Consider the following 13102-nt stretch of genomic DNA (forward strand, 5'->3'; position numbering starts at 1 on the left):
CGCCGATGCCGATCCGCGTAAGCCTCGACCGCGTCCTCCTGGAGCGGCGCATGTCGCTCACCGAGCTGGCCGACCGCGTGGGCGTGACCATCGCCAACCTGTCGATCCTGAAGACCGGCAAGGCGCGCGCCGTGCGGTTTTCGACCCTCGCCGCGCTCTGCCGAGAACTCGACTGCCAGCCGGGCGACCTGCTGGTCTACGAGGCGGGCCCAGACGACGGCTTCCTCGAGGAGGACGAGGACGGATAGGAGCCTTCGTCGTGCGGCCGTGCAGATCGTGCGGCATTGCAGCGCAGATTATTTCACCAGGCGTAGAAATCCTTGATTGCGCCGAGAGCAACGCCCATATGCAGAGCTACGCTGCACTGCACAATGGAGTGACGCAGATGTCCGCCCTGATCGAAAAGTTCCTCGACGCGATGTTCGCCCCGCTGGCGCGCGAGCTTGAGCGCCTGCCGCCCTCGGCCCTGCGCTTCAACGTCTTCTTCTGATCTGAAGTAGAGCGCCATCCCGGTCTTCGCGATGCGAAACCGGGATGGCAATCGTCAGGGTCGGCGGCTTAGCCGCCCGTCGCCGCCCGCTGGATCGCGCACAGTTCGCCGATGCCCTTGCGGGCGAGCGAGAAGAGGGCGTCGAACTCCGCCTGGCTGAAGCCGCGCTTTTCGCCGGTCGCCTGGACCTCGACGATGTCGCCGGTCCCGGTGAGCACGAAGTTGGAGTCCGCCTCGGCGTTGGAATCCTCCTCGTAGTCGAGGTCCAGCACCGGCGTGCCGTTGAAAATCCCGCAGCTCACCGCCGCCACCTGGTCCAGGATCGGGTCGGTGGTGATCAGGCCCTCGTCCAGCAGGTACTTCGTGGCCAGGCGAAGGGCGACCCAGGCGCCGGTGATCGAGGCCGTGCGGGTGCCGCCGTCGGCCTGGATCACGTCGCAGTCGACGGTGATCTGGCGCTCGCCCAGGGCCTTCATGTCGGTGACGGCGCGCAGGGAGCGGCCGATCAGGCGCTGGATCTCCTGGGTGCGGCCCGACTGCTTGCCGGCCGCGGCCTCGCGCCGGCCCCGGGTGTGGGTGGCGCGGGGCAGCATGCCGTACTCGGCGGTCACCCAGCCCTGGCCCTTGCCGCGCAGGAAACCGGGAACCCCCTCCTCCAGGCTTGCTGTCACCAGCACCTTGGTGTGGCCGGCGGTGATCAGGCACGAGCCCTCGGCGTAGCGCGTGACTCCGGTCTCCAGGGTGATCGGGCGCAGCAGGTCGGGGGTGCGTTCGGAGGGGCGCATGTCGAGAACTCGGAAGGGCAGCTTGCGCCGCGGGAGCCCGGGCTTATCCTAGATAGCGATGATCCCGTCCATGGCCCCCTGCCGCACGCCGTGACGCCACCCCTCTTCTCCCGTGGGCCGACGCTCACCGACATGGACTCCCGGGCGCGGGAAATCTTCCGCCGCATCGTCGAAAGCTATCTGGAGACCGGCGAGCCGGTGGGCTCGCGCACCCTTTCCAAGGGCGGCCTGTCGCTGTCGCCCGCCTCGATCCGCAACACCATGCAGGACCTGACCCAGCTCGGCCTGCTGGGCGCGCCGCACGTCAGCGCCGGCCGCCTGCCGACGCATGCGGGCCTGCGGCTCTTCGTCGACGGCCTGATGGAGGTGGGCGACGTCGGCGACGAGGAGCGGCGCGCGATCGAATCGCGGCTGCTGGCCCATGGCCGCAACTACGAGGACGCGCTGAACGAGGCCTCCAAGATCCTGTCCGGCCTGGCCGGCGGCGCGGGCGTGGTGGTGACGCCGATCCGCGACGCGGGGGTCAGCCACGTGGAATTCGTGCCGCTGTCGGGCGACCGAACCCTGGCCATCATGGTGTTCGACGACGGGGTCGTGGAGAATCGGCTCATCCGGCTGCCGATGGGGGTGACGCCCTCGGCGCTGCAGGAGGCGTCCAACTTCCTCAACGCGCGCATGCGCGGCCGCACCCTGGGCGAGACCAAGAGCGACCTGCGCGCCGAACTGGACCTCGCGCGGCGCGACCTCGACGTCACGGCGGCGCGCCTGGTGGAGGACGGCCTGGCCGCCTGGGGCGGCGGCGAGGCGGAAGAGCGCGCCCTGATCGTGCGGGGCCGGGCGAACCTGCTGGAGGACACCCAGGCCACCCAGGACCTGGAACGCGTACGCTCCCTGTTCGAGGACCTGGAGCAGAAGGAACAGCTCATCACCCTGCTGGACGGGGTCCGCGACGGCCAGGGCGTGCGGATCTTCATCGGCGCCGAGACGCGACTCTTCTCGCTTTCGGGTTCCGCTGTGATCGCGGCGCCCTATATGACGGGCTCGCAGAAGGTGGTGGGTGCGATCGGCGTGATCGGGCCCGCCCGACTGAACTATGCCCGGATCATTCCGTTGGTGGACTATACTGCCCGCGTGCTTGGTCAGGTGATGAACGCTTAAAGGTCCTAGAGAAGAGATGTCCGAAGACAACACGCCCGCCGACTTCGACGCGGATGGCGACGAAGGCAACGCCAACATCGACGCCCTGCTGGCCGAGATTCAAGGCCTCAAGGAGCAGGTGCTCCGCTACGCCGCCGAAGCGGAGAACACCAAGCGCCGCGCCGAGCGCGAGATGAACGACGCGCGGGCCTACGCCATCACCAAATTCGCCCGCGACCTCCTGGGCGCCGCCGACATCTTCGATCGCGCGCTGGCCGCAGCGCCCACCGAAGTCGAAGGCCCGATGAAGAATTTCATCGTCGGCGTCGAGATGACCGCCAAGGAGCTGCAAGGCGCCTTCGACCGCAATGGCCTTAAGCGCATCGAACCCGCCAAGGGCGAGAAGTTCGACCCGCACAAGCACCAGGCGATGATGGAACAGGCCGACACCGACGTGACGCCCGGCGGCGTCGTCCAGGTGATGCAGCCCGGCTACGAGCTGCTGGGCCGGCTGGTGCGCCCCGCCATGGTGGTTGTGGCCGCGAAGACCGCCGCCGCGGCTCCGGCGGCCAACCCTTACGCCGACGGAGACGGCGGTGGCGACTCCGGCGGCGGATCGGTCGACACGCGCGCCTGATCGGCGGTCGGACATGCGTTTGTGAGACGCCCCGCGGCCTCCGCGGGGCGTTTTGCTGTGGGTGACGCCGCGGCGCTCTTTCGCAGCCTTACGATTTCGCTAATGTCGCAAGTCCCCTCTTTTCGGGGCGTGCGCCGGCTCGGGTGATTCGCCGACCGCGTACGATTGGCGAGCCGGGACCGATATGAAGCTTACGATCGAACGCGCCGCGCTGCTCCGCGCGCTGGGACATGTGCAGAGCGCCGTGGAGCGCCGCAACACGATCCCGATCCTGTCGAACGTCCTGTTGTCGGCGGAACGGGATCGGCTGACGTTCTCGGCCACCGATCTCGACATGGAGATCATCGACGAGGCCCTGGCCCAGGTGGACCAGCCCGGCCAGATCACCGCGCCGGCCCACACCCTCTACGAGATCGTCCGAAAGCTGCCCGAGGGCGCCGACGTCTCGCTGAGCTTCACGGGCGAGGATCCGCGCCTGACCGTGGCCGCCGGGCGCTCGCGCTTCAACCTGCCGGTCCTGCCGGCGGGCGACTTCCCGGTGATGTCGGCCGAGGGCTTCGCCGGCAAGATGACCGTCGACGTCAACGACCTGATCCGGCTGATCGACAAGACCCGGTTCGCGATCTCGGCCGAGGAGACGCGCTACTACCTGAACGGCCTGTACGTCCACACGGTGATCGTCGACGGCGCCCCGCGCCTGCGCGCCGTGGCCACCGACGGTTCGCGCCTGGCCCTGGCGGACATGCCGGCGCCCGAGGGGGCGGCCGGGACGCCGGGCGTCATCGTGCCCCGCAAGACCATCGGCGAGATCCGCCGCCTGCTCGAGGACGCCGGCGAGAACGTCGACCTGCAGATCAGCCCCCAGAAGGTGCGCCTGGAGCTGGGGGGCGCCGCCCTGACCTCGAAGGTCATCGACGGCAACTTCCCCGACTACGCCCGCGTCATCCCCAAGGACAACGACCGCACGGTGATGGTCGACGCCAAGGTCTTCGCCCAGGCCGTCGACCGCGTGGCCACCATCTCGGCCGAGAAGAGCCGCTCGGTGCGCATGGCCATCGAGTCCGGCCGCGTCGTCCTCACCGTCCGCAACATGGAGGCGGGCCAGGCGGTGGAAGAGCTGGAGATCGATTACGACGGCGAGCCCTTCGAACTGTCGTTCAACGCCCGCTACCTGCTGGACATCACCGACCAGATCTCGGGCGGCGCGATGGAACTGCGCTTCGGCGGCCCCAACGACCCGGCCCTGGTGCTCGATCCGGGCGACGCGGACGTCCAGTACATCCTGATGCCGCTGCGGGTGTAGGGCGAGGCGACGCGCCGTGAGGCGCGCCGCTGCCAGACTAGGCGGTGGTCGTTCTCCGACGCCGGACGGCGCTCCCAGCCAGGCCGAAGCCCATGATCATCAAGGCCCAGGTCGCCGGTTCGGGGACGCCCTGGAAGGCGCCCGGCAGCGCCTGGATGTAAGTAACGTCGAAGCCCGGCGACGCGCCGAGGTTGTCGAGACCCACGATCTTCACCGCCTTGACCTGACCGACCCAGCCGATGTCGGCCAGGTCGAAGCCCGTCAGCGCGTTGTCTGTGGCCGTGCCCAGAAGGATGAAGTTGATGAAGTCCGAGGAGACGAAGATGTCGGCCTGTTCGCCATTGCCTCCGGTCTCGCCGACGAACAGGTCGTCGCCGACGCCGTCGAGCACGATCTCGTCCGTGAAGCCGACCGTGACGAAGCTGCCGGTGGGCAGGGACAGGAAGTCAGGATCGGAGACGCTGTCCGTCCCCAGCACGACTGACGTCGAGACCGGAACCGGGTAAGCTCCCAGCAGCGTGCCGCCGTACGGCCCCGCCATCGGCCCCGCTCCGGAGTCGAAGAAATTCAGGACGACGTCCGCGTAACCGACCAGCGCATGCGCGGGAGCCGACAGCGCCAAGCTGGCTGCAAGGCCAGCCGCTACAGTTTTCAATCTCATTAGAGCCCCTAGAGTTGGAGGAGCCCCCTTCCGACGGCGACCACCGTCATATATCGAACATCGTTCGTCAATCGCGTTTGGCGGGCGAAGCGCCCGCGCGCCGGATCCGGTCGAACTCAGTGCCCGTGCGGGCCTTCGTAGACGCCGGGGGCCAGGTACTCGTCCTCGGGACCCTCGCTGCCGGCGGCCAGCACGAAGCGCCGGTCGCAGTAGGGGCACTCGACGAAGGTCGCCTCGCCCATCTCCAGCCAGACCCGCGGATGGCCCAGGGCGCCGCCGACGCCGTCGCAGGCGATGCGGCCCGTACGCACCACGATCACCTCGGGCGGGTTCGGGTCGACGATGAGCGCCGGCTTGGCGGGGGCCGGTTCGGCCTTGGTCTTCGCGGCGGGCTTACGGGCCATGTTCTTCGATACCTTTGAGGCCGCCCGGCTTGGCTGAGCGGCGACGCGCGCCTAGGTATGCGAGCGTGGGTTTCGTCGTCAACGACCGCCCTTCTAAAGTTTAGGACCCCATGGATCTTCCGGAATACGCGATCGAGGCGAAGAATCTCGTCAAGACCTACGCCGCCACCAAGACCACGCCCGAGATGCAGGCGCTGAAGGGCCTGGACCTGGCGATCCCGCGCGGGTCGATCTTCGGGCTGCTGGGTCCGAACGGAGCGGGGAAGTCCACCTTCATCAACATCCTGGCCGGCCTCTGCCAGAAGACGTCGGGGACGGTGTCGATCTGGGGCCGCGACATCGACAAGACCCCTCGCGACGCCCGCGCCGCCATCGGCGTCGTGCCCCAGGAGATCGCCGCCGACCCGTTCTTCACGCCGCGGGAGGCGCTGGAAGTCGCCGCCGGCATGTACGCCGTGCCGAAATCCGAGCGCCGGACCGACGAGCTGCTGGCCGCCCTGGGCCTGGCGGACAAGTCCAAGGCCTATGTCCGCCAGCTGTCGGGCGGCATGAAGCGCCGGCTGATGGTGGCCAAGGCCATGGTCCACAATCCGCCGGTGCTGATCCTGGACGAGCCCACGGCCGGGGTGGACGTGGAGCTGCGCAAGCAGCTCTGGAACTATGTGCTGGAGCTGAACCGCAAGGGCGTGACCATCGTGCTCACGACCCACTACCTGGAGGAAGCCCAGGAACTCTGCGACCAGATCGCCATCATCAACCGCGGCCAGGTGGTGGCCTGCGAGCCCACGACCACCCTGCTGCGCCGGATGGACACCCGCATGGTGCTGGTGACGCCGGAGGAGCCGTTGCCGGCCGCCCCCGCGCTGCCGGGGTTCGAGACCAGGCTGCTGAAGTCCGGAGGTTTTTCGGTGACCTACCGCACCGGCCAGTCCAGCGTCGAACAGGTGCTGGCCGCCATCCGCGCCGCTGGCCTGCACATCAAGGACATCTCCACCGAGGACCCGGACCTGGAAGATGTGTTCGTATCCCTCACGTCGGGCGTGACGGTCGGGGCCTAGCTTTCCCCCCGGGGTGTGCGGCAGGTCAGTGCAGGGTCTTGTCGATGACCGTGGGCTTCTTGCGCCTGGCCAGCATGTTCAGTGTCTCGACGCCGGCGGAGAAGGCCATGGCGGCGTAGATGTAGCCCTTCGGCACGTGGACGCCGAAGCCGTCGGCGATCAGCACCGCCCCGATCATCAGCAGGAAGCCCAGGGCCAGCATCACCACGGTCGGGTTGCGGTTGATGAAGTTGGCCAGCGGATCGGCGGCCAGCAGCATCACGCCCACGGTGACCACGACGGCCGTGATCATGATCGCCAGGTGATCGGTCATGCCTACGGCGGTCAGGATCGAGTCGATCGAGAACACCAGGTCCAGCAGGATGATCTGGAAGATCGCGGCGCCCGCGTTGGTGATCACCTTGCCCTTGGTGTCCATGACGCCGTGGCCGTCGCTGGGCTCCATCTTCTCGTGGATCTCGGTGGTGGCCTTCCAGACCAGGAACAGGCCGCCGGCGATCAGGATCAGGTCGCGCCACGAGAACGCCAGTTCGAAGAGCGGTTCGCCATGCTCGCCGATCGGGCCCTGCCAGGGCAGGGCGAACACCGGCTGGGTCAGGCCGACGATGAAGGCCAGGGTCGAGAGCAGCGCCAGCCGCATCACCAGCGCCAGCGCGATGCCGATGCGCCGCGTCCGCGCCCGCTGGTGTTCGGGCAGCTTGTTCGAGAGGATCGAGATGAAGATCAGGTTGTCGATGCCGAGCACCACCTCCATCACGATCAAGGTGACGAGCGCGGCCCAGGCGGCGGGGTCGCTGACAAGCGCGGCGATATCCATCAATCCCTCCGGCGAATTCCGTACGTGTATCTAGTCGGCGCGTACGCGTATGGCCAGGGTGCGGCGCGATTTTCTGCAGCGCCGGTTTTTTGTGCATAACGCCGGTGCTCACGGGCTCGTGAACGGGGGATTTCTCCTCTTAGGCGAGTCTTGGGAGACGTCGCCGCCGCGGCGCCGAGCTCTTGTTTCGGCTTGTTACGAGAGTGTGAGTGGAAGACTAGAAAAAATTACAGACCGTTAACGAGGGGTTCGAATTCAAGTTAACCGCAGCTCAAATACGAGATGTTCCGCAAGCGTGCCGCAATAGTTTTCTTCAATCCGGATTTTTCACTGGGTTACTTCTGAGTTTCACTGGCGAACTCGACCATACGTTCGGCCTCATGCCTGAGTCGAGCTGTGGATAAACCGCCCGCGACAACCCGCCACGCGGCGTAAACCCTCTTTTCACTCAAGGCGGATACGGTTACCCCTTCACTCGTAGTGTCGGGGAGTACACCGAAGATGCTCAAACGGACGCGGGCCCTCCTGGGTTCCCTGGCCGCCGCGGCCTTCGTCGCCTTCACGCCCGCTGGGGCGGTCGCCGACACCTATTGGCAGTGCGTGCCGTTCGCGCGCCTGATTTCCGGCATCCAGATCTTCGGCGACGCCTGGACCTGGTGGAACCAGGCGGCGGGCAAGTACGAGACCGGATTCCAGCCGCGCGCGGGCGCGGTCCTCTGTTTCAAGCCCACGGCGCGCATGCGCCTCGGCCACGTGGCCGTGGTCAGCCAGGTGCTGACCGATCGCGTCGTCCAGATCACCCATGCCAACTGGAGCCCGATCGAGGGTTCGCGCGGCAAGGTGGAGAAGGACGTCACGGTCATCGACGTTTCACCCTCCGGCGACTGGAGCCAGGTGAAGGTCTGGTACGACCCGAACCGCGACCTCGGCGGCTCGACCTATTCCACGCACGGTTTCATCTATCCGGATATGAGCGCCCGGGTGATGGCGGCGTCGGGCATGTCCAAGGTCCAGAACGGCGCCATCGCCGTGGCCCAGTCGGCCGCATCGCAGATGGCCGGCGCCGTCCGTCCCGGCCAGGGCGCGCTCAGCGTGCTGAGCCAGGCCGCGGACTCGACGGACCGCATCGCGGCCCTGATCGCGGCAGCCACCGGCGGCGGCGACACCAACAAGTAGTCCAGCGCGGTTGACGCTGCTCCCGACGCACCCCCACAAGGTGCGGGCGGAGGCGCGGCCATGCTCAATGTCCTTCGGCGCGGGCAGCGCGCCGCCCAGGTGGAACAGGTGGGCGAGGCCTGGCGGCCCGGCCCCGACGTGCTCTGGATCGACCTCCTGAAGCCGACGCGTGACGAAGAGCTGGCCGTCGAGGCCGCGCTCGGCCTGCAACTGCCCACGGTCGAGGAGATGCAGGCCCTAGAGCCCTCCAGCCGCCTCTATCAGGAATCCGGCGGCACCTTCATGACCGCCACCCTGCTGGCCCGCAGCCACGAGGATGCGCCGTTCGCCACGCCGGTGACCTTCGTCCTGGCCAAGGGCCTGCTGGTCACCCTGCGCTACGAGCCCCTGCGCGCCTTCAGCGTCTTCTCCGAGCGCGCGCCGGAAGGCGACCTTCGGAGCGGGTCCGCCGCCCTCCTGGGCCTGCTGGACGCCGTCGTCGAACGCCTGGCCAAGACCCTCGAGGACATGGGCGACAAGGTGGAGCAGGCCTCCGGCGCCATCTTCAAGCGGCCGCAAGGGGGCAACTTCAGGCCGCTGCTGACGGATCTGTCGCAGGCCCAGTCGGTGACCTCGCTCACGCGCAACAGCCTGGCCAGCCTGGCCCGCGCCCTGGGCTACGCCAGCCTGGCGGCCGAGATCTCGAGCGATCCCGAGTGCCGGGCGCACCTGGAGACCCTGCAGCGCGACGTCCAGTCCCTGACCGAGCACGCCGGCTACCAGTCGTCGCACATCGCCTTCCTGCTGGACGCGGCGCTGGGGCTAATCAACATCGAGCAGAACGGCATCATCAAGTTCTTCTCGGTGGTGGCGGTGGTGTTCATGCCCCCCACCCTGATCGCCTCGATCTACGGGATGAATTTCGACGTGCTGCCAGAGCTGCACTGGCGGGGCGGCTACCCCATGGCGCTGCTCGCCATGCTGATCGCCGCGGCGCTTCCGGTGCTGTGGTTCAAGAGGCGCGGGTGGCTTTGAAGCCTCGCCACTGAAAGTTGCGTTCAAAGTTCGCTTAAGGCTGTCGCGCAACTCATCCTTAAAGACGTTTGCGCCATGGTGAACGCGAAGGCCTCATGTCCACCTTACCGCAACAGCATCATACGGCGCTCGACGCCCAAGCGCTCCGCGAGGCGCTCGACGCCCACCAGCGCTACCTGGCGGGCCGTGCGGGCGGTCGACGGCTGAACCTCACCTATGCCGACCTGGCCAACTGCAGCCTCGAAGGCGTCGACCTGCGCGACGCCGACCTGACCGGCGCGAAGCTGTCGGGCGCGACCCTGGCGCGGGCCAACCTCAGCCGCGCGATCCTGTTCGGCGCCGACCTGCGCGAAGCCGACATGCGGCACGTGAACCTGAAGCGGGCCGACCTGCGCGGCGCCTGCATGCGGGGCGCCAACCTGGCGGGCGCGGAGCTGGCCGGGTGCGACCTGCGCGAGGGCCGCATCGCGCTGCAGGACAAGCTGGACGGCTTCCGGATCCTGCGCCACGAGCACCGGCCGGGCGAGCTGAACTACGCGGTGCTGGCGGGCGCGAACCTGGCGGGCGCCCAGATGAGCGGCGCCGTGGCGATGACCAGCGACTTCACGGACGCCAATCTGTCCGGCGCGACCCTGACCGGCGCGAAGCTGATGCGCGCGGTGCTGGACGGGGCCGACCTGTCGGGCGCCGACCTGGGCGGGGCCGACCTCACCGGTTGCTCGATGAAGCGCGCCGTCCTGACCAATGTGAATCTGAGCCAGGCGCGGCTGGACGACGCCGACCTGACCGACGTGCTGCGCGCGCCGCCGCCGATCTTCTACATCGACGACAAGTCGCTGGGCGAGGTGATGGCCGAGCACGAGCAGTTCTGCGACAGCGCCGGCCGCAAGGGCCAGGTGCTGAAGATGTCCGAGGTGGACTTCCGGCCGATGAAGTCACTGAAGAAGCGGCGGCTGTCGGGCCTCTCGGCGCCCCGGTCGATCTTCTTCGGCATGGACCTGGAGGGCTGCCAGCTGCAGGGCGCGGACCTGTCGGGCTGCGATTTCCGCGGGACCAACCTGCGCGAGGCCGACCTGCGGGGCGCGCGTTTCACCGGCGCCCAGCTCGCCCGGGCGGACATGCGCGGCGCCAAGATGGGGCCGCTGGCCATCGGCGACGACCGCTTCGTGCGCACCGACTTCACTCGCGCCTCGTTGCGCGGGGCCGACCTGCGCGGGGCCCACGCGCCGCGCGCGCGCTTCCTCGAGGCCGAGATGGACGGCGCCCGCATCGCCGGCTGCGACCTCACCGGCGCCGAGCTGGAAGTGTAGCAATCTCTGCCGGAAGAGCCCGCCGCAGGCAGGTTAAAGATCACCGCCAAGACGCCAAGACGCCAAGACGCCAAGTTCGCCAAGGCACCTCGGCCGCCGAGGCCCCTTGGCGTCCGTGGCCCCTTGGCGGTGGTCTTGTGGCGCTGGCGCGCCCCTCACATCCCCTTGCGGAGCGGGGCCAGGTCGGGGAAGTCGCCGGGGCGCTTCTCGGCCTTGGCCTTGAAGGCTTCGGCCATATGGGGGCCTGAGAACATCGCGGTCTGCCAGACGGCGATGTAGTCCAGGCCGTCCTTGATGGTGTGGTCGCGGGCGTAGTTGATCATCACCTTCGAGCCGGTGACGGCCAGCGGCGCCTTGCCGGCGATCTCGCGGGCCGTGGCCAGGGCGTGGTCGACGACCTGCTCGTGGGTGTCGAGCACCTCGTTGACCAGGCCGATCTCGCGGGCGCGGTGCGCGGGTAGGCGGCGTCCCGTATAGGCCAGCTCGCGCACCCAGCCCTCCGGGATCAGCTTGCACAGCCGTGGGAAGGTGCCGACGTCGGCGGTCATGCCGATGTTGATCTCCTGGATCACGAAGAAGGCGTCGGCCGTGCAGTAGCGGATGTCGCAGGCGCTGGTCATGTCCACCGCCCCGCCGACGCAGCCGCCCTGGATCGCGGCGATCACCGGCATCCGCGCCTCGTCCAGGCAGGAGAAGGCGTCCTGGAGCTGCTTGACGTGATAGCGCATGGCCTCGGCGTTGACGTGGCGGTCCTGCGAGGCCGGCGCCGAGGTGGAGCCGCCGCCCTGGAACACGGCCAGGTCCATGCCCGCGCAGAAGTGCTTGCCGGTGGACGAGATCACGATGCAACGGGCCCGCGCATTCTCGTCGATGTCGCGGACGATCTGCGGCAGCTCGTTCCAGAAGTCGCGGACCATGGTGTTCATGGCCTCGGGGCGCTTCAGCTTGATGTGGGCGACATGGTCCTGGATCGAGACGTCGAAACAGGTCCAGTCGGTGGTGGTGATGTCGATGGCGGCCGGCGCGTTCATGGCGTCCTCCCTGGCTTTGGGGGGATCATCGCGCCAGGACGTCGGGGAAGGCCAGACCATTCGGCGCTCAGGTTGGTTCGATCCCGGCACGACGAATGGTCTATTTTTCCAAGCAAAGGTCCTGAGCAATCGGCTGTTCAAGTGAACCGCCGATTGCTCAGGGGGCAAGTTTACAGTGTAGACGGTTCCAGGTTCTCGACCCGGAAGTCGGCGGCCTCCTGCATCCGTTCGACGACGATGGAGCGGTGGCAGCCGCGGTGGTCGGCCTCGTAGCAGAGCAGGGCGGCTTTCCGGGTCTTGGCGATCTCGATGGCCTTGGCGAGCTGAAGCTGGGCCTCGGGCTCGGCCAGATGGGCCTCGAAGATCTCGCGCATCTCGGCGGTCCGGCCTTTGCGCGCCGCCATGCGGCCTTCCTTGGGCGTGCCCAGCGCCCGCAGGTGGATGTACTCGATGCCGGCGTCCTCGAGGCTGGACGACAGCAGGCCCTTGGAGAAGCCGGCGCGGCGCGAGGCGGCGACGGCCCGCACGTCGATCAGGACTTCGACGCCGGCGGCCTTCAAGGCGTCAATGACCTTGGCCTGGGGCGCGGATTCGTAGCCGATAGTCGCCAATGGAAAGCTCTCGGGCGGGGTCGGCATCAGGCCTCCTTGGCGTGGCCCTCTTTGGTATGGGCTTCGATCAACGCCTCGGCGGCCCCTCGGGCTGCAGCCGCCGGACCGTCCTTTCCGAACAGCTGGCTGGAGACATAGACGCCCTCGATCAGCAGGAGCAGCGAGTCGGCCAGCTTCTTCGGCTTGCGGGCGTCCATCGCCTTGGTCATCTCCCGCAGTCGCTCGCGCAGGCCCTGCTTGTGCTCCACCGAGACCAGCCGGCCGGGGTGGTCGGCGGCGGGATATTCCACCGCGGCGTTGGTGAGCGCGCAGCCGCGGTAGCCCGGCCGGGTAGCCCGCTCGCCCAGGGCGTCGAAGAAGGCCAGGATCTGCGCCTTGGGATCGTCCGGATGGCCCTGCACGGCCTCCTCGAAATAGGCCCAGAAGCCGTCGCCCTGCGCCTCGAGGTAGGCGGCGATCAGGTGGTCCTTGGAGGGAAAGGCGCGATAGAGCGTCGGTTTGGTGGCGCCAGCGCGGGAGACGATCTCGTCCACGCCGACGGCGCGGGTGCCCTCGCGGTAGAACAGTTCGTTCGCCGTCGTCAGGATGCGTTCCGAGGCCTTGGGCGCCTTGGGCAGGTCTTTGGGGGGGTGGGTCATGGCGAGCCTTGACAATGTTACAGACCGGTA

Annotated in this window: 14 protein-coding genes and 1 pseudogene; 8 read left to right on the forward strand and 7 right to left on the reverse strand. The window is 68.1% G+C overall.

From position 1 onward, the window contains the following. Nucleotides 1–5: 5 nt before the first annotated feature. Nucleotides 6–248, forward strand: coding sequence for a helix-turn-helix domain-containing protein (locus EPO51_RS23315; protein WP_293355402.1), 243 nt, complete (start codon nucleotides 6–8; stop codon nucleotides 246–248). Between the two features lie 310 nt (nucleotides 249–558). On the opposite strand, the gene rph is transcribed toward EPO51_RS23315, so the two are convergent. Continuing rightward, nucleotides 559–1275, reverse strand: a complete 717-nt coding sequence (gene rph / locus EPO51_RS23320; protein WP_293355405.1) for a ribonuclease PH — start codon at nucleotides 1273–1275, stop codon at nucleotides 559–561. 132 nt (nucleotides 1276–1407) lie between these two features. On the opposite strand from rph, the gene hrcA reads away from it, so the two are divergent. The 3 genes from hrcA to dnaN all read left to right on the forward strand — a co-directional run bounded on the left by hrcA (nucleotide 1408) and on the right by dnaN (nucleotide 4352). Beyond that, nucleotides 1408–2433, forward strand: coding sequence for a heat-inducible transcriptional repressor HrcA (gene hrcA / locus EPO51_RS23325; RefSeq protein WP_293355494.1), 1026 nt, complete (start codon nucleotides 1408–1410; stop codon nucleotides 2431–2433). 16 nt (nucleotides 2434–2449) lie between these two features. After that, nucleotides 2450–3049 (forward strand): nucleotide exchange factor GrpE, encoded by a 600-nt coding sequence (grpE, locus tag EPO51_RS23330; protein ID WP_293355408.1) that lies wholly within the window; start codon nucleotides 2450–2452, stop codon nucleotides 3047–3049. Between the two features lie 184 nt (nucleotides 3050–3233). Beyond that, the gene (gene dnaN, locus EPO51_RS23335; protein WP_293355411.1) at nucleotides 3234–4352 is read left to right on the forward strand and encodes a DNA polymerase III subunit beta; all 1119 of its coding nucleotides are present in this window, start codon (nucleotides 3234–3236) and stop codon (nucleotides 4350–4352) included. 37 nt (nucleotides 4353–4389) lie between these two features. On the opposite strand, the pseudogene EPO51_RS28180 reads toward dnaN, so the two are convergent. Continuing rightward, nucleotides 4390–4491 (reverse strand): annotated as a pseudogene (locus EPO51_RS28180) (PEPxxWA-CTERM sorting domain-containing protein); the annotation flags it as partial. Between the two features lie 638 nt (nucleotides 4492–5129). Further along, the gene (locus EPO51_RS23345) at nucleotides 5130–5417 is read right to left on the reverse strand and encodes a zinc-finger domain-containing protein (RefSeq protein ID WP_293355418.1); all 288 of its coding nucleotides are present in this window, start codon (nucleotides 5415–5417) and stop codon (nucleotides 5130–5132) included. Between the two features lie 110 nt (nucleotides 5418–5527). Between EPO51_RS23345 and EPO51_RS23350 the strand changes: the two genes are divergently transcribed. Continuing rightward, nucleotides 5528–6475, forward strand: a complete 948-nt coding sequence (locus EPO51_RS23350) for an ABC transporter ATP-binding protein (RefSeq protein ID WP_293355421.1) — start codon at nucleotides 5528–5530, stop codon at nucleotides 6473–6475. A 25-nt stretch (nucleotides 6476–6500) separates the two neighbouring features. Here EPO51_RS23350 and EPO51_RS23355 read toward each other — a convergent pair whose 3' ends face one another. After that, nucleotides 6501–7292, reverse strand: a complete 792-nt coding sequence (locus EPO51_RS23355; protein WP_465246630.1) for a TerC family protein — start codon at nucleotides 7290–7292, stop codon at nucleotides 6501–6503. 501 nt (nucleotides 7293–7793) lie between these two features. Here EPO51_RS23355 and EPO51_RS23360 point away from each other — a divergent pair. The 3 genes from EPO51_RS23360 (at nucleotide 7794) to EPO51_RS23370 (ending at nucleotide 10792) form a co-directional block, all read left to right on the forward strand. Beyond that, on the forward strand, nucleotides 7794–8468 hold the full coding sequence (locus EPO51_RS23360) for a CHAP domain-containing protein (RefSeq protein ID WP_293355427.1): 675 nt from the start codon (nucleotides 7794–7796) through the stop codon (nucleotides 8466–8468). Between the two features lie 60 nt (nucleotides 8469–8528). Continuing rightward, nucleotides 8529–9482 carry a magnesium transporter CorA family protein gene (locus EPO51_RS23365; protein WP_293355430.1) on the forward strand — a complete coding sequence of 318 codons (954 nt, stop codon included), beginning with the start codon at nucleotides 8529–8531 and terminating at the stop codon, nucleotides 9480–9482. A 95-nt stretch (nucleotides 9483–9577) separates the two neighbouring features. Next, nucleotides 9578–10792: a pentapeptide repeat-containing protein gene (locus EPO51_RS23370; protein WP_293355433.1), complete on the forward strand. Its 1215-nt coding sequence runs from the start codon at nucleotides 9578–9580 to the stop codon at nucleotides 10790–10792. Nucleotides 10793–10947: 155 nt separating this feature from the next. Here the strand turns inward: EPO51_RS23370 and EPO51_RS23375 are convergent, their stop codons facing one another. From EPO51_RS23375 to EPO51_RS23385, 3 genes are all read right to left on the reverse strand, one after another. Continuing rightward, nucleotides 10948–11823 (reverse strand): crotonase/enoyl-CoA hydratase family protein, encoded by an 876-nt coding sequence (locus EPO51_RS23375; RefSeq protein ID WP_293355436.1) that lies wholly within the window; start codon nucleotides 11821–11823, stop codon nucleotides 10948–10950. Between the two features lie 170 nt (nucleotides 11824–11993). Beyond that, nucleotides 11994–12461: a DUF488 domain-containing protein gene (locus EPO51_RS23380; RefSeq protein ID WP_293355439.1), complete on the reverse strand. Its 468-nt coding sequence runs from the start codon at nucleotides 12459–12461 to the stop codon at nucleotides 11994–11996. Further along, nucleotides 12461–13072, reverse strand: a complete 612-nt coding sequence (locus EPO51_RS23385; RefSeq protein ID WP_293355442.1) for a TetR/AcrR family transcriptional regulator — start codon at nucleotides 13070–13072, stop codon at nucleotides 12461–12463. The genes EPO51_RS23380 and EPO51_RS23385 overlap by 1 nt, the downstream gene beginning before the upstream one ends. Between the last annotated feature and the right edge of the window lie 30 nt (nucleotides 13073–13102).

Origin of the sequence: Phenylobacterium sp., from assembly GCF_004297125.1 — a bacterium.
Classification (GTDB): Bacteria; Pseudomonadota; Alphaproteobacteria; order Caulobacterales; family Caulobacteraceae; genus Phenylobacterium.

Bases quoted from the DNA above. Each gene is read 5' to 3' on its own strand.
- EPO51_RS23380 (WP_293355439.1), bottom strand. From the start codon at position 12,461: ATGCCGACCCCGCCCGAGAGCTTTCCATTGGCGACTATCGGCTACGAA.
- rph (WP_293355405.1), bottom strand. From the start codon at position 1,275: ATGCGCCCCTCCGAACGCACCCCCGACCTGCTGCGCCCGATCACCCTG.
- EPO51_RS23385 (WP_293355442.1), bottom strand. From the start codon at position 13,072: ATGACCCACCCCCCCAAAGACCTGCCCAAGGCGCCCAAGGCCTCGGAA.
- EPO51_RS23375 (WP_293355436.1), bottom strand. From the start codon at position 11,823: ATGAACGCGCCGGCCGCCATCGACATCACCACCACCGACTGGACCTGT.
- hrcA (WP_293355494.1), top strand. From the start codon at position 1,408: ATGGACTCCCGGGCGCGGGAAATCTTCCGCCGCATCGTCGAAAGCTAT.
- EPO51_RS23315 (WP_293355402.1), top strand. From the start codon at position 6: ATGCCGATCCGCGTAAGCCTCGACCGCGTCCTCCTGGAGCGGCGCATG.
- EPO51_RS23355 (WP_465246630.1), bottom strand. From the start codon at position 7,292: ATGGATATCGCCGCGCTTGTCAGCGACCCCGCCGCCTGGGCCGCGCTC.
- EPO51_RS23360 (WP_293355427.1), top strand. From the start codon at position 7,794: ATGCTCAAACGGACGCGGGCCCTCCTGGGTTCCCTGGCCGCCGCGGCC.
- EPO51_RS23365 (WP_293355430.1), top strand. From the start codon at position 8,529: ATGCTCAATGTCCTTCGGCGCGGGCAGCGCGCCGCCCAGGTGGAACAG.
- EPO51_RS23370 (WP_293355433.1), top strand. From the start codon at position 9,578: ATGTCCACCTTACCGCAACAGCATCATACGGCGCTCGACGCCCAAGCG.
- EPO51_RS23345 (WP_293355418.1), bottom strand. From the start codon at position 5,417: ATGGCCCGTAAGCCCGCCGCGAAGACCAAGGCCGAACCGGCCCCCGCC.
- grpE (WP_293355408.1), top strand. From the start codon at position 2,450: ATGTCCGAAGACAACACGCCCGCCGACTTCGACGCGGATGGCGACGAA.
- EPO51_RS23350 (WP_293355421.1), top strand. From the start codon at position 5,528: ATGGATCTTCCGGAATACGCGATCGAGGCGAAGAATCTCGTCAAGACC.
- dnaN (WP_293355411.1), top strand. From the start codon at position 3,234: ATGAAGCTTACGATCGAACGCGCCGCGCTGCTCCGCGCGCTGGGACAT.